We start from the raw sequence: 14,113 nt of genomic DNA, 5'->3' as shown, positions 1-14,113 counted from the left end.
GAGGAACACAAATGATTTCAGTAAACGATTTCCGTACAGGTCTAACAATTATTGTTGATGGCCAATTATATCGCGTGTTAGATTTCCAACACGTTAAACCAGGTAAAGGTGCTGCATTCGTACGTTCTAAATTACGTAACCTTCGTAACGGTTCTGTGAATGAAAAAACATTCCGTGCTGGTGAAAAAGTAGAGAAAGCACAAATTGATAATCGTAAAATGCAATATTTATATGCTCAAGGTGATGAGCATGTATTTATGGATTTAGAGTCATATGAGCAAACTGAACTTGCTTCAGCTGCCATTGAATATGAATTGAAATTCCTAAAAGAAAATATGGAAGTACACATTCAATCTTACCAAGGTGAAATGCTAGGTGTAGAATTACCAAACACGGTTGAATTAGAAGTAACTGAAACAGAACCAGGTATTAAAGGTGATACTGCTTCAGGCGGTACAAAACCTGCTACACTTGAAACTGGTCTTATCGTGCAAGTTCCATTCTTCGTGAACCAAGGTGACAAGTTAGTGATTAACACTACTGAAGCATCTTACGTATCACGTGCATAAGTAATATTTTGTAAACCTACTCTTTCAAAAGGGTAGGTTTTTACTTTTTTTTAATACATATATCGAGTAAAGTACAAAAATATGTAAAAATAGAAGGAGGTCGGAAAGAGAAATAAGGTTTACAATAAAAGTAAGGAGTGAATGCAATGTTAAAAAAATTTGAAATGCACTATCCAATTATTCAAGCACCGATGGCGGGGGTTACTACACCAAAATTTGTTGCTGCCTGTGCGGAAGTTGGGATACTAGGCTCAATTGGAGCGGGCTATTTAGATGGTGAGCAGACAAGGAATTTTATTCAGGAAGTAAAAAAGCTTACGCAAAAGCCATTTGCCGTAAATTTATTTGTGCAAGAAGAGCCACGCATTGATATAGATGTTCTCCAAAAAGCACGTATGGCGCTACAGCCTTACTATGATGAGCTCGGATTATCACCAGTGCAAAGTGTGATGTCAAACGAAGTTTTTGAGGGGCAATTGCAAGCAGTTCTGGATGAGCAAGTAGCTGTGTGCTCGTTTACATTTGGTATACCATCTCCAGAAGTTATTCAACGTTTAAAGGATAAAAATATTTATGTGATCGGGACAGCTACTACGCTAGAAGAAGCCATTCAAGTTGAGCAATCAGCTATGGATGCGGTTGTTTTACAAGGTGGTGAGGCAGGAGGGCATCGGGGCTCGTTTACGAACCCTATGCAATTAATTGCTCGTGAAGATTTACTGCAACAAGTAGTAGGCAACATAACAATCCCAATTATTGTTGCAGGGGGCATTGTTTCGCAAGAAGATGTGCAGCGCGCGCTAGCGGGTGGTGCACAGGCGGTACAAATAGGTACTGCATTATTAGTAGCTGATGAATGTGAAATATCACCATTGTATAAAAAGGCTATTTTGCAGTCGAAGCCACAACAGACGACGATTACGTATGCTTTTACTGGTAAAGCAGCGCGTGGCTTAACCAATCATTTTACAGAACATATGAAGGATGCTATTGTAGCACCGTACCCATTGCAACATCATTTAACCTCCACTATTCGTAAGGAAAGTGCAGCACAAGGCAATCCACAATATTTATCGATGTGGATGGGGGAAAACAGTCACTTAGTGCAACCCGGTACAGTGAAAAGTATAATTGAAAAATTAGTATAGGTGCCAGTCACTCAAACAATTCTGAATTGTTTGAGTGACTGGCACTGTTCTTTTTTTTTGGAGTGCGACATATATTGCTGTACACGAGGGGGCGTATGAATGGAATTACAAGACGTATTAAGAGTCGCTGGAGTGGGACTAGTAGTAGCGCTTCTTCATGTTTTCTTTGATCAAACAGGGAAGAAAGAATTTTCATTTTTCTTATTTTTTATTGCCTACTTATATATGACAGCAGAATTGCTCCGATTTTTACGTCTATTTTTCACTGAAATTTTAACATTCTTCCAGTGGTTAACCTCATCTGGGTAAGTAAATGGAAATTGTCATTGTTGCTGTTGTCATGCTGCTTTTATTGTTGCTTATAAAAGAAGTCATACAGCCACTCCACGCGCTAATTAGTGTAATGTTTTCGTTTTTGCTGTTCAGTTTTTTGTTTACGACACTCCTATTGCCTTTCGTCAAACAAATTCTCGATATGCTTTCATTTTTGCCTTATGCAAAAGCCATTGTAATGAGTGCTAGTCTTTTTTATGTAGGGCAATGGGTGTCGATGTTATTAGTGGAGCATAGCTATAAAGTTTTAGGTAGTATCGTTTTCGATGCAGTTAAAATTGTTATTTTACTGTATTGGTTTAAAGAATTTGTGGTTGTTTTACAGGGGGTGTCATCTATTTTACAAAGGTTAAACTAAGGGGCGAAGCCAGTGCAGGAGCAACTACTTTCGTTTTTCATCGATCCATTTTTTCTCTTGCTCAAGATGACGCTCATATTGTGTGGCTATGTCATCATTACGTTAATTGTCAACATGCTTTTACCAGAATTTGAAAAAGGGACAAGAATCCTTTTTTTCTTATTGTGTTAGCCACGATTGGACCAGTAGTCGTTAACTCATTTCAACTTATTGATGAAATTGCACAAGGACTTTCTCATATATTCACAGCCTTTTATCCAATTCTTACTTCTAGTTTTTTGCTATCCAGTAGTATTACTGCAATTGCTTCTTGGCAGCCTTTTTTGCTTTTTTTTGTACAAGTCTTAACGATCATTAGTAGTAAATGGCTTATCCCAGGTGTACTCTTTGCCATTGTCTTTGATGTATGCAGTGTCATTGTCAAAGAAATATCTTTTACGAGAATTGCAGAATTAATTCGTTTTACTATTATGAGTATTGTTTCTGCGTCTGTTATTTGCTACATCATTTTAATGTCGGCAAGTGGTGTTGCTGCATTTAGTGTCAATAAGGCTGTTGCAGAGCCAGTGAAAAAGTTAATAGAAGAAAATATTCCAGTAGTCGGTTCTTTTATCGTAGATAGTTTTTCAATGTTTCAGCATATGACCCAATTTTCTACTTCAATTAGTAGTATAAGTGCTTTTATTGCCGTAATAACTGTATCGTTTATTCCGACAGTCCAGCTTGTGGTTAGTGCGTATTCATTAAAACTATTAGCCGCTATTTTAGAACCGATTGCTTTTGATGATATATGTAAATTACTTGATCATGTTAGTAAATCTCTCTTTACATTATGTGCAGTATCATTTCTAATTGCTTTTTCATTTATGTTTTCTTGTTTTTTCCTTATTGTTTTCGTGCAAGTGCTGGCAGGGGGGAGATAGATTGATTCTTTTATTGGCATTGCTCTTTATTTGTCAATTTTTCGTATTTCTGACGGATGATAAACAAATAATTTCACTAACAAAACTTGTCATTACGTTAGTATTTTTGCAATTGCTATTAAAGATTCCATTTATCAATTCATAGGAGGAAACAAGCGTACATACACTTGAAAAAGAGAAGATGAAAGGAGGCAATGTACAAGTGATGTGGAAAAGGCACGAAAAAAAACAACGTCATTTATCGTCTTAATGTTGATTGCTGCCTCCGTGGGAATTTTCATCGTGTTTCCTATGTATCAAACGAATTCATCAAATGAGCGAGTAACACCGAATACGAATGAAGAAAAACTTGAGCAAACGCTTAAGGCAATGCATGGTGTTGGGGAGGTTAAAGTATATTTTTATTACGGAGAGATGACAGATGCCAAGGATGAAAATAAACTATTTAGCCAGTATTTTCGAGGGACTGACCAAGGTACGAAAGATGTAACAGGAATGCTAATTGTTTCAGAAGGAGCATCAGATATATTTGTAAAAAATGAAATTCGTGCGGTCGTTAGTCAAGTGATGCAATTACCTATTCATCGAATTATTATTGTTCCAATGGAAAATAAGGAGGAAAAGTAAATGCGCGTACGTAGAAGAACAGTTTGGTTTATGACATTATTAAGTCTTGTAGCAGTTATTTCAGTTTATTATTTGGTGGATCCTGCAAAACAGTTTAATGGCTTAACGATTTTTACAGATGATACATTACAACAAACAGCAATTACAGGTGTTACAGATCAGGAAGCTACTAATAAGCAAGATGCAACCCAAGAAGTATTGTCTCCAAGTCATTTATTTGAAGAAATGCGTATGCAAGTAAATGATGAAAGAAGCCAATTACGTGAACAATTAACGCAAAAAATTGCGTCTGAAGAATATACAGCTGAAGAAAAAAATGAGGCTTTCAATGAAATCGATGGCTTGATTAAACAGGAATCGGCTGAAGCAATGCTTGAAATGTTGATTAAGTCTTTAGGCTATAATGATGCGTTTGTTAGAGCGGAAGGTGAAAAAGTTTCCGTAACGGTTATGGCAGAAGAATTATCAAAATCACAAGCAAATGAAATTATTTATTTAGTAAAAACAGAGTGGGAAGGCGCAAATGACGTTCAAGTTAAATTCAGTGCAAATAACTATTAAATAATAAAGAAAAAAAGGAATATTCTGTTTATTAATTAATCATTGTTATATATCAGCATAATGAAAAGGCTTTCGTTTAGTAAAAGAAAGCCTTTTATTTTGTTTATATTTACTTAATTTTCATTTTAGTGTTTCAAATTGTTTGAAAAAAATATAGAATAGTGATTGTAGTAGATTTTATTTCATAAGGAGAGTTAGAAATGTTCAAAATTCAAGAAATTCGTGAAATTATCAAATTAGTAGATTCTTCTTCAATCGACGAGTTCGTTTATGAAGTAGATGGCGCAAAGGTTAAATTAAAAAAGAATGGTGTTGTCGTAACTGAAACAGTAGCACCTAAAAAACAAGAAACAGCCCCTGTTGTACAACAAACTGCACCAGTAGCACCAGCAGCTCCAGCGAAAGCTGAAGAAGCACCAGCAGCTCCAGTAGCAGCACCTGCAAGCAACGACCCATCGTTACATAAAATTGTATCACCAATGGTTGGTACGTTCTATGCAGCTCCAAACCCAGATTCACCAGCATACGTAAAAGTTGGCGACAAAGTAGGCGATGAAACAATCGTTTGTATCGTAGAAGCGATGAAGCTTTTCAACGAAATCGAAGCTGAAGTTAAAGGTGAAATCGTTGAAGTACTTGCCAAAGATGGCGATTTAGTAGAATACGGTCAACCATTATTCCTTGTAAAAGCTGAGTAAGGAGTGCAAACCATGAAAAAAGTTTTAATCGCAAACCGCGGCGAAATCGCTGTTCGTATTATTCGTGCCTGTAAAGAATTAGGCATCAAATCGGTTGCTGTATATTCTGAAGCTGACGCAGATGCATTACATGTGAAGTTAGCAGACGAAGCATATTGCATCGGTCCAAAGCTATCTAAAGATTCTTATCTAAGCTTCCCAGCATTGTTAAGCGTTGCAGAAAAAACAGGAGCAGACGGTATCCACCCAGGTTACGGTTTCGTTTCTGAAAATGCTGATTTCGCTGAAGCATGTGAAAATGCGGGCATTAAATTCATTGGTCCTTCATCTGATTCCATCAAAATTATGGGGATTAAAGACGTTGCTCGTACAACAATGGAAGCAGCGGGCGTTCCACTTGTACCAGGTACTGGTATTGTTCCAGATATCGAAACAGGTAAAGAATGGGCTGCGAAAATTGGTTACCCAGTTATCATTAAAGCAACTGCTGGTGGTGGCGGTAAAGGTATCCGTGTAGCACGTACAGAAGAAGACCTTGTAAAAGGTATTGATATTACGCAAAAAGAGGCTGCTGCAGCATTCGGTAACCCTGGCGTATATTTAGAAAAATTCATTGAATACTTCCGTCACTGTGAAATTCAAGTGTTAGCTGATGGGTACGGTAATGTCGTACATTTAGGCGAACGTGACTGTACTGTTCAACGTCGTATGCAGAAATTAGTAGAGGAAGCTCCATCTCCTGCTCTATCTTCTGAACGCCGTGCAGAAATGGGTGCAGCAGCGGTGAAAGCAGCTCAAGCATGTAACTATGAAGGTGCTGGTACAATCGAGTTCATCTATGACTATCAAGAGGACAAGTTCTACTTCATGGAAATGAATACACGTATCCAAGTAGAACACCCTGTAACAGAAATGATTTCTGGTGTCGATCTTGTTCAACAACAATTAAAAATTGCATCAGGTGAGAAACTTCCATTCACACAAGATGATATTAAATTAAATGGTTGGGCAATTGAATGCCGCATTAACGCAGAGAATGCATACAAAAACTTTATGCCATCAGCCGGTACTGTAGATACTTATGTAACACCAGGTGGCTATGGTGTACGTATTGACTCTGCTGTCTATGCAGGTTACACAATTCCTCCATATTACGATTCAATGGTAGCAAAACTGATTGTTCATGCGGATACGCGTGAAGAAGCAATTGCGAAAATGAATCGTGCGCTAGGTGAATTTGAAGTAGCTGGTCCTGGTATCAATACGACAATCCCATTCCACCAAGCATTAATGAACAACGACGTCTTCAAATCTGCGAAATTCAACACGAAATTCTTGGAAGAAAATGACGTATTAGGAACAAGTAAGAAATAATTAACAAACGATGGAATAGAATCGAATATCTATTTCTTAAACCTTCTGGCTTTTAGTAGTCAGAAGGTTTTTTATTTAGTAGATGTCTATTTTTTGTTTTATGTTAACATTGTAAATAAATTGAAAAGAGAGGAGAAGATATGGTTATGTATAATTTTGAAGAATACGATGACCCGATTTTATATGACATAGAAAATGAGAGCTATTTGGCAGAATTGCCCTTTTTGTTAAAGTGGGCGTCAACTACACAAGGAACAATTATTGACTTAGCTTGTGGAACGGGGAGACTGACGATTCCACTTTCTAAAAATGGTTATCAAATGATAGGAGTAGACATCCATAAAGGTATGTTAAATGAAGCAAAGAAAAAATCAGCGGGTTTTGATTTGCCGATTGAATGGGTGGAACAAGATTGTACAAAATTGCAATTACCAACGAAAAGTCATTTCATTTATTCAGTTGGGAATTCATTTCAACATTTTTTGACGAACAATGCGCAAGATAGTTTACTTTCTTCAGTGAATAAACATTTGGAAATGGGAGGCATCTTCATTTTTGGTACGAGGTTTCCTAGCGCAGAGGAATTACTTCAACCAAGTACGGAAGAATATTGGAGAACGTATACTGATCGCGATTCGTTTCATATTGTTGATGTCTATACAATTAGTCATTATGATGCTTTAAGTCAAATCCAACACTATACAACAATTAGAAAGTATAAAAATAGTGAAGGTCAAATGGTGGATGAAAAGAGCACAAAGATAAGCTTAAGATATGTATATCCAAAAGAAATGGAACGGATTTTATTGTACAACGGTTTTGAAATTGTAGATGTATTTCAGGACTGGAAAGAAACCGTTGCTACGAATGACAGTTACGAGTTAATCTATGTTTGTAAAAAAATAAGCAACTGAAAAGTTTTGAAGGTTTTTTATAGACACGCTATTGCAATGACAGAACGGAAGAACTATCAAAAAGAACTTGCGTATAAGGATAACCAATAACGCAAGTTCATCATTACAAGCGTAAAAAATTTTATAGATTACTAACTAAGAAAAAATTCAACAACCCACCTACAATTGAAACAACAATAATACTCCATGCATATTTCTTACGTTGTTTGACGCCTACTATGCCCATAATAACCCCTAGTAATGGTGATAATAATAAACCGATGATATAAGCAAAAATATTGTAGGTTTTATAACCATAAAGTTCGTTTTTCTCAATTGTTTCATTATCCATCTTCAATCCCCCACCATAAAACATCTGGAATATTTTTCAATCATAAAGCAATTGTAGCACGTAGGCAGTGTAAGGTGTAGATAGAATCGTTAAGATATCGTTAGTGATATAACTTGTGTTATTAGCAGTCAACAATAAAAAGCCCATTGAAAGCATAATAGAAGCCGGTGATTAACTTTCAATGTCTATTCAACAAGGAAGAAATTTCTAGGATTACTTGTATGTAAAAAAATGAAAACGTCTTTTCTAAGCCAAACCTTCCTTTTTATAGTATAATAAGCATAACAACAGCATTTGCTTGCGATGTGTAAGGGAAAGGATGATATTTGTATGGCAGAGAAAGTAGGACAATCTTTCGTACAACCAACACCTTCTGGTAAAGAAGAGCTTGGGAAAATTGAAGTAGCTGCAGAAGTAATTGAAATTGTAGCTGGAATCGCAGTAAACGAGGTAGAGGGTATCGCAGCAACGCGTGGTAATATAGCAACTGGCGTCGTTGAACGCTTCGGTAAGAAAGTACACAATAAGGGCATAAAATCTGGTGTAACAGAACATGGGAAAATTACCATTGATGTATTTTGTTCTGTAAAATATGGCTATTCAATTCCGAAAGTGGCAAAGGATGTACAAACGCAAATTCGCCAAGCAATTTTAAATATGACTGCACTTGAAACAGCAGAGGTGAATGTCCATATTACAGGTATTCACTTCGAAAAAGAGGAAACAGTAGTACCAGAATAAAAAAAGAGGAGCTGCCATCTTGGTGATATTTCACCATAGAAGGCAACTCCTTTTTAAATTGGTTAAAAGGTTTTATAGCGCGATATCTTTTGGTTTCTTCCAGAACAGTGCAAGTATTACGCCGAAAACTAACACGATGGTAGCGAAGTAATAAGGATAATTTAAGTCAATGTCGAATAATATTCCCCCAATAATTGGTCCAAATATATTTCCGAGACTTGTAAACATAGAGTTCATGCCCCCAACAAAGCCCTGCTCATTTCCTGCAATTTTTGATAAATAGGACGTAACAGCAGGACGAATTAAATCGAAGCCGACAAAAATAAAGAATGTCACAAATAATATTGCGAAATAATGATTAACGATTGTCATGGCAAAAGTCAGCGTGGCAGACAGAATGAGGGAGTATCGAATAACATTAATCTCGCCCATTTTCTTCGTAAGCCAGTCAAACAATAGTAATTGGGCAATGGCACCAATAATACCACTACCGGTAATGATAATAGCAATATCAGATGGTGTAAATGCAAATTTATGATCAACGAATAAACTAAAGAGTGATTCGAATGCTGCAAGACCAAATGAAAGGACAAAAATAAGCACAAATGCAATGAAATACAAAGGGCTAAAAATTCGTTTCGCACTGCTGAAAATAGAAGATGCGGCTTCTGTATCATCCGTAGCACGTGTCGGTTCTTTTAAAAATGTGAGCGATAATAACGCTGCTACGAAACCGAGAACACCGGCAGCGAAGAAAGGTAAACGTGTACCGTATTCTGCTAAAAATCCACCGAGCCCTGGTCCTATAATAAAGCCAGTACTAATAGCTGCACTCATATAGCCAAGTGCTTTCGGACGTTGCGCCATTGTTGTAATATCAGCAATAAATGCTGTTACTGCGGGCATAATAAAAGCAGCACTTACACCACCAAGCATGCGCGATAAAAATAAAATTTCAATGGAACGGCCCATCCCAAATAATAGCTCTGAAAGGCCAAAAATAAATAGACCAACAACAATCATGATTTTTCGGCCAATACGGTCCACCAGTTTCCCTGCAATTGGCGATACAATCAGTTGTGTTATGGCAAATGCTGCCACCATATAGCCAACGACAGAGCCTGTAATATTAAGCTCGTTCATAATAGTTGGTAATACCGGGATAACCAATCCTATTCCTAAAAAGGCGATAAAGAGATTGGCTAATAAAATAGTTAATGTTATAGCTTGATTCTTGTTCATTTTTCTCTCCTTCAACAGTTCACGATACACGAGATTCATAATCTACTAGAATATTTTCCATCTAATACAATAAACCCTATAGTTACTATAGGGTCAAAAGATTTGTTTTTATTTTTTTAGTGTGGAAGTAAAACGGCATAGTTATGCAATGCACTAGAATTATTCTTATTACAATGAGGAAGGTGATTAAAGCGTCGTACTTTGTCTGATTTTTAATTCTACAATAAACTTCTTTTCCTGCTCATCAGTTAAGGTTGCGGGCATATATAATTCGTAAACGGTGGATTCAAATGCTGTTTGTTGCGCATCTACATATTTTTTAAGTTTTTCGTAAAAGGAAAAATACGTATCGGGGTGATAAATAAAAGCAATGCAAGCATACTTACCTGCAGGTACAATGGTTTGTTTCATATTCGTTGTCAGTTTAGAAAATCTACGTTCCGTTAATAGTGGAGTGAAAATCGCATCATAAAAAATGTCATTTACATCTTTGTAATGAGCGAGCGGATAAATACATCCATAGCGACTATTTAAGACACTTCCTTCATTCTCGATAATTTTTGTTAAAATGCTGTAGTATGTATTGGTGCTAGAAGTGGGTGTCAGTTCAGTCGTAGTCACTTGTAATATTGGCATTTCTTCTTCAAAACGCGTGTAAACTTCGCCGAAGATGGGGATGTCAATTTGCTCTTGCATTTGCTTTTTTGTTTTCAACAGCGTGTATCTTACTTCATTCAGACGTGAAATTTTTTCTTCCAACCGTTGTTCTTGTTGTTCTAAAAAAACAAGCAGCTCTTCAGGCGTTAGCATAACCGCCTTTTTAATGTCTTCAAGTGATGTCCCGATATATTTTAGTGACTTAATGATATCTAAGTAAAAAATCTGACTGTCTTTATAATAGCGGTAATTGCTAGCGGAATCAGTATAAGCAGGCTTAAACAAGTCAATTTGGTCGTAGTAACGAAGGGTCTGCACAGAAAGGTTTGCTAATTTTGCAACTTCCCCGATTGTATAATAATGTTCTTTCATCTGTTTTCCTCCACTAGTAAAAAATGTTGCGTTTGTGTCAAACTCTCGCTAAAGAAAGTGTATTTTTTTATTATAGCATTCAGCAAAGAAATGGCTCGATAAGATTGCATCCTATTTTTAAAAGTTTCCGTTATATATTGTAAGAAGGTCCACAAGTTAAAATTAAGGTAGCACTACATTTTTAACATTTCAACAAATTAGAAGTTAAAATAAGTAGAAAGTTGCTTGAAAAAGGTTTCAGATTATTGAAAACTTGCTTGAATCCGTGTTTCTCGTACGAATTTATGCTATTATAAACCTTAATGCCACTTAAGAAGGAGAGCTTTACATGAAACGACATGAAGCACGTGAAAAAGCGTTGCAAGTTTTGTTTCAGCTAGACAATACAGATCTTACAGTCGAAGAAGCAAAAGCACATATTAAAGGTCAACCGACAAATGCTTTCTACGAAAAGATTGTAAATGGAACAGCTGAACATTTAGAGGAAATTGATGCGGCATTAACGCAGCATCTAGAAAAGTGGTCACTTGCCCGTCTGCCAAAAATTGAGAGAACAGTTTTACGACTAGCTGTATACGAGCTTTTATACATGCAAGAAACACCAAAAAGAGTAGTACTTAATGAAGCAATCGAGTTATGCAAAACATTTGGAGACGATAAATCGTCAAAATTTGTTAATGGCGTACTTTCTAAATTTACAGAACAATAAAAATGTGTTGAATTGGAAGGAGTAACTAAGGTTTATGTCAAGTGCAATTATTAATGGTAAAGAGATTGGTCAAGAAATTCGTAGTTCAGTAGCCGAGCGAGTAGCTCGTTTAAAGGAGCAAGGTTTAATTCCAGGCTTAGCGGTTGTTCTAGTTGGGGACAACCAAGCTTCAGCTACATATGTGAGAAATAAGCAAAAATCTTGTGAAGCAATTGGGATGTTTTCAGAGTTAATTAAACTGCCAGAGGAAACGACACAAGAAGAGCTGTTAGGGCAAATTGAATGTTTAAATAATCGTGAAGATATTCACGGGATTTTAGTACAATTACCACTGCCTAAACATATTGATGAGGACATAGTTATTGCGACAATCGCTGTTGAAAAAGACGTAGATGGCTTCTCGCCAGTTAGCGTTGGGAAAATGATGCTTGGCCAGGAAACATTTTTACCATGTACTCCGTTTGGCGTGATGAAGCTTCTTGAATATTCAGGAATTGAAATCGCTGGAAAGCATGCAGTCATTGTAGGTAGAAGTCATATTGTAGGGAAACCAATGGGACAACTATTGCTACAAAAAGATGCGACGGTGACATACACGCATTCAAAAACACCAGATTTACCTTCATTCACAAAACAAGCGGATATTTTAATTGCAGCGGTAGGGCGTGCGAACTTTATTACAAAAGAGCATGTGAAAGAAGGTGCTGTTGTTATTGATGTCGGCATTAACCGCGATGAAAACAACAAGCTATGCGGGGACGTAAACTTTGCAGAGGTTGACGGTATCGCATCTCACATTACACCAGTTCCAGGCGGTGTCGGCCCGATGACAATCACGATGTTACTCTTCAACACAGTGCAAGCGGCAGAAACAAAGCTTGCGAATAAAATGAAGTAATTACTTACCATAGAATTTCGTTTGCTTAGAGAGCCATCTCATTACTTTTGAGGTGGCTCTCTTTTTGCAAGTACATCGTGTGCGGATAAAATATTGCAAGAATCGCCACTAAAAAGGACACATAGTAGCCACTTTCATCCGAGCCAAGTTTGGAATAAATATGTTACAGTAATGTTTTAAAATAGGATGAAAGACAGACGTTTTTTCTCGTGAAACTGTATTTTTACACGTCAGGGGCGACAAAAAATGTTATGATAAGTGTAGTTTTGTGAAAAACTTGATTTTAGTAAAGGAGCCGAAAATAATGTCATCAGCTTCTTATTTAACTGTAAAAGCGTTAACGAAATATATTAAACGAAAATTCGATGCAGATCCACATCTTCGCGAAGTTTATGTCAAAGGGGAATTATCGAATGTTAAAGTACACCAATCTGGGCATATTTACTTTACGTTAAAGGATGATGGCGCACGGATTGCAGCTACGATGTTTAAAACTGCAGCAACAAAATTAGCATTCGAGCCTAAAGAGGGTATGCAAGTATTTATCCGAGGAGATGTAAACGTTTACGAAGGCTATGGTACATATCAATTATATGTGCAGGAAATGCAACCAGATGGAATCGGAAGCCTGTTTGTTGCTTTTAATCAACTGAAAGAACAGCTTCAAAAAGAAGGGCTTTTTAAACCAGAATGGAAACAGCCAATTCCAAAGTTTCCTGAAAAAATAGGTGTTTTAACATCCACTACTGGAGCCGCGATTCGAGATATTTGTACAACCTTAAAGCGACGGTATCCGCTTGCTGAAATTCTCATTTATCCGACCCTTGTACAAGGGGCACAAGCAGCACCAAGCATCGTACACAATATTGAACGCGCTAATCAAGATGCTGTTTGTGACGTCTTGTTAGTAGGACGGGGTGGAGGATCAATTGAAGATTTATGGGCGTTTAATGAGGAAGCTGTAGCACGTGCTATTTTTGATAGTCGGATTCCAATTATTAGCGCAGTAGGGCACGAAACGGATACGACGATTGCCGATTATGTAGCAGATTTACGTGCACCAACGCCGACTGCTGCTGCTGAAATGGCAGTTCCTGACCAGCAAGAATTGTATCAACGAGTGTTGACTCAAAAATCGCAGCTTCACCAAATCGTGAGGGCGCAACTTATAACGGAGCGACAACGTCTAAATAAGCTACAACAGTCCTATCCTTTATCGATGCCAGAAAGATTGTATCGTCCGTTTACCGAACGGCTAGCACAGCTTGAAACAACTTTACAAAAAGCGATGCAAGTAGATTTGATGAAAAAAGAAGCACAACTTCAAAAATTGCATAGCGCAGTAGAGCAGCAATCACCAAAAAAAGCGCTCGTTTTTCATCAAAGGGAATTAGAACAGCGCATTCAACAGCTAACACGTTCTGCAACACATTACGTAACAAAGCAAAAACAACAATTTGAGGCATCTGTAAGAACACTCGAAGCATTAAATCCGCTTGCTATTTTAACAAGAGGATTCACAGTCGCATATAAAGATGACAAAGTGTTGAAATCGTCTACTGACTTAAAGCGGCAAGATCAACTAACATTGGCCTTCCACGATGGGAAAGTAATAGCCGAAGTGACAAATGTCTTGCCAAATAGTAAGGAGGAATAGC

At 37.2% G+C, this 14,113-nt stretch carries 18 protein-coding genes; 15 read left to right on the top strand and 3 right to left on the bottom strand.

What is annotated here, in order from left to right:
* Window positions 1–11 precede the first annotated feature (11 nt).
* The 11 genes from efp (at window position 12) to LO754_RS14625 (ending at window position 7,505) form a co-directional block, all read left to right on the top strand.
* Complete coding sequence (efp, locus tag LO754_RS14675; protein ID WP_024361192.1) at window positions 12–569, top strand: elongation factor P; 558 nt, start codon at window positions 12–14, stop codon at window positions 567–569.
* 146 nt (window positions 570–715) lie between these two features.
* A complete protein-coding gene (locus LO754_RS14670; RefSeq protein WP_231784676.1) occupies window positions 716–1,717 on the top strand; it encodes a nitronate monooxygenase in 1,002 nt (333 codons plus the stop codon).
* A gap of 99 nt (window positions 1,718–1,816) precedes the next feature.
* Window positions 1,817–2,026, top strand: a complete 210-nt coding sequence (locus tag LO754_RS14665; protein ID WP_008179863.1) for a hypothetical protein — start codon at window positions 1,817–1,819, stop codon at window positions 2,024–2,026.
* Window positions 2,027–2,030: 4 nt separating this feature from the next.
* The gene (locus LO754_RS14660) at window positions 2,031–2,408 is read left to right on the top strand and encodes a hypothetical protein (RefSeq protein WP_024361190.1); all 378 of its coding nucleotides are present in this window, start codon (window positions 2,031–2,033) and stop codon (window positions 2,406–2,408) included.
* Between the two features lie 164 nt (window positions 2,409–2,572).
* Window positions 2,573–3,331, top strand: coding sequence for a stage III sporulation protein AE (locus tag LO754_RS14655; RefSeq protein WP_231784675.1), 759 nt, complete (start codon window positions 2,573–2,575; stop codon window positions 3,329–3,331).
* Between the two features lies 1 nt (window position 3,332).
* A complete protein-coding gene (locus LO754_RS14650; protein ID WP_162832708.1) occupies window positions 3,333–3,476 on the top strand; it encodes a hypothetical protein in 144 nt (47 codons plus the stop codon).
* Window positions 3,477–3,538: 62 nt separating this feature from the next.
* Complete coding sequence (locus LO754_RS14645) at window positions 3,539–3,958, top strand: hypothetical protein (RefSeq protein ID WP_024361188.1); 420 nt, start codon at window positions 3,539–3,541, stop codon at window positions 3,956–3,958.
* Window positions 3,959–4,519, top strand: a complete 561-nt coding sequence (locus tag LO754_RS14640; RefSeq protein WP_024361187.1) for a SpoIIIAH-like family protein — start codon at window positions 3,959–3,961, stop codon at window positions 4,517–4,519.
* A gap of 200 nt (window positions 4,520–4,719) precedes the next feature.
* Window positions 4,720–5,217, top strand: coding sequence for an acetyl-CoA carboxylase biotin carboxyl carrier protein (accB, locus tag LO754_RS14635; protein WP_024361186.1), 498 nt, complete (start codon window positions 4,720–4,722; stop codon window positions 5,215–5,217).
* Window positions 5,218–5,229: 12 nt separating this feature from the next.
* Window positions 5,230–6,591 (top strand): acetyl-CoA carboxylase biotin carboxylase subunit, encoded by a 1,362-nt coding sequence (gene accC, locus LO754_RS14630; RefSeq protein ID WP_024361185.1) that lies wholly within the window; start codon window positions 5,230–5,232, stop codon window positions 6,589–6,591.
* A 140-nt stretch (window positions 6,592–6,731) separates the two neighbouring features.
* On the top strand, window positions 6,732–7,505 hold the full coding sequence (locus tag LO754_RS14625; protein ID WP_231784674.1) for a class I SAM-dependent methyltransferase: 774 nt from the start codon (window positions 6,732–6,734) through the stop codon (window positions 7,503–7,505).
* 121 nt (window positions 7,506–7,626) lie between these two features.
* Here the strand turns inward: LO754_RS14625 and LO754_RS14620 are convergent, their stop codons facing one another.
* Entirely contained in the window at window positions 7,627–7,836 is a 210-nt protein-coding gene (locus LO754_RS14620; RefSeq protein WP_024361183.1) for a hypothetical protein, read from the bottom strand.
* Between the two features lie 330 nt (window positions 7,837–8,166).
* Here LO754_RS14620 and LO754_RS14615 point away from each other — a divergent pair, with 330 nt between their 5' ends.
* Window positions 8,167–8,577, top strand: coding sequence for an Asp23/Gls24 family envelope stress response protein (locus tag LO754_RS14615; RefSeq protein ID WP_024361182.1), 411 nt, complete (start codon window positions 8,167–8,169; stop codon window positions 8,575–8,577).
* Between the two features lie 72 nt (window positions 8,578–8,649).
* On the opposite strand, the gene LO754_RS14610 is transcribed toward LO754_RS14615, so the two are convergent.
* Window positions 8,650–9,819, bottom strand: a complete 1,170-nt coding sequence (locus tag LO754_RS14610; protein WP_024361181.1) for an MFS transporter — start codon at window positions 9,817–9,819, stop codon at window positions 8,650–8,652.
* Between the two features lie 186 nt (window positions 9,820–10,005).
* Entirely contained in the window at window positions 10,006–10,848 is an 843-nt protein-coding gene (locus LO754_RS14605; RefSeq protein ID WP_231784673.1) for a MerR family transcriptional regulator, read from the bottom strand.
* 328 nt (window positions 10,849–11,176) lie between these two features.
* On the opposite strand from LO754_RS14605, the gene nusB reads away from it, so the two are divergent.
* The 3 genes from nusB to xseA all read left to right on the top strand — a co-directional run bounded on the left by nusB (window position 11,177) and on the right by xseA (window position 14,112).
* Window positions 11,177–11,557: a transcription antitermination factor NusB gene (nusB, locus tag LO754_RS14600; RefSeq protein ID WP_024361179.1), complete on the top strand. Its 381-nt coding sequence runs from the start codon at window positions 11,177–11,179 to the stop codon at window positions 11,555–11,557.
* A 34-nt stretch (window positions 11,558–11,591) separates the two neighbouring features.
* A complete protein-coding gene (gene folD / locus LO754_RS14595; protein WP_231784672.1) occupies window positions 11,592–12,455 on the top strand; it encodes a bifunctional methylenetetrahydrofolate dehydrogenase/methenyltetrahydrofolate cyclohydrolase FolD in 864 nt (287 codons plus the stop codon).
* A 304-nt stretch (window positions 12,456–12,759) separates the two neighbouring features.
* Entirely contained in the window at window positions 12,760–14,112 is a 1,353-nt protein-coding gene (xseA, locus tag LO754_RS14590) for an exodeoxyribonuclease VII large subunit (protein ID WP_025219922.1), read from the top strand.
* The last annotated feature ends 1 nt before the right edge of the window (window position 14,113 follow it).

The organism is Lysinibacillus sp. GJ-1 (genome assembly GCF_021166035.1).
Taxonomy (GTDB): domain Bacteria; phylum Bacillota; class Bacilli; order Bacillales_A; family Planococcaceae; genus Lysinibacillus; species Lysinibacillus sphaericus.
Note: the sequence above shows the minus strand (reverse complement) of the source record. Positions and strands in the feature narration are given on the sequence as shown.

What these genes read in the sequence shown, in the direction of transcription:
- efp (WP_024361192.1), top strand. Translation starts at nt 12, where the DNA reads ATGATTTCAGTAAACGATTTCCGTACAGGTCTAACAATTATTGTTGAT.
- LO754_RS14670 (WP_231784676.1), top strand. Translation starts at nt 716, where the DNA reads ATGTTAAAAAAATTTGAAATGCACTATCCAATTATTCAAGCACCGATG.
- LO754_RS14665 (WP_008179863.1), top strand. Translation starts at nt 1,817, where the DNA reads ATGGAATTACAAGACGTATTAAGAGTCGCTGGAGTGGGACTAGTAGTA.
- LO754_RS14660 (WP_024361190.1), top strand. Translation starts at nt 2,031, where the DNA reads ATGGAAATTGTCATTGTTGCTGTTGTCATGCTGCTTTTATTGTTGCTT.
- LO754_RS14640 (WP_024361187.1), top strand. Translation starts at nt 3,959, where the DNA reads ATGCGCGTACGTAGAAGAACAGTTTGGTTTATGACATTATTAAGTCTT.
- accB (WP_024361186.1), top strand. Translation starts at nt 4,720, where the DNA reads ATGTTCAAAATTCAAGAAATTCGTGAAATTATCAAATTAGTAGATTCT.
- accC (WP_024361185.1), top strand. Translation starts at nt 5,230, where the DNA reads ATGAAAAAAGTTTTAATCGCAAACCGCGGCGAAATCGCTGTTCGTATT.
- LO754_RS14625 (WP_231784674.1), top strand. Translation starts at nt 6,732, where the DNA reads ATGGTTATGTATAATTTTGAAGAATACGATGACCCGATTTTATATGAC.
- LO754_RS14620 (WP_024361183.1), bottom strand. Translation starts at nt 7,836, where the DNA reads ATGGATAATGAAACAATTGAGAAAAACGAACTTTATGGTTATAAAACC.
- LO754_RS14615 (WP_024361182.1), top strand. Translation starts at nt 8,167, where the DNA reads ATGGCAGAGAAAGTAGGACAATCTTTCGTACAACCAACACCTTCTGGT.
- LO754_RS14610 (WP_024361181.1), bottom strand. Translation starts at nt 9,819, where the DNA reads ATGAACAAGAATCAAGCTATAACATTAACTATTTTATTAGCCAATCTC.
- LO754_RS14605 (WP_231784673.1), bottom strand. Translation starts at nt 10,848, where the DNA reads ATGAAAGAACATTATTATACAATCGGGGAAGTTGCAAAATTAGCAAAC.
- nusB (WP_024361179.1), top strand. Translation starts at nt 11,177, where the DNA reads ATGAAACGACATGAAGCACGTGAAAAAGCGTTGCAAGTTTTGTTTCAG.
- folD (WP_231784672.1), top strand. Translation starts at nt 11,592, where the DNA reads ATGTCAAGTGCAATTATTAATGGTAAAGAGATTGGTCAAGAAATTCGT.
- xseA (WP_025219922.1), top strand. Translation starts at nt 12,760, where the DNA reads ATGTCATCAGCTTCTTATTTAACTGTAAAAGCGTTAACGAAATATATT.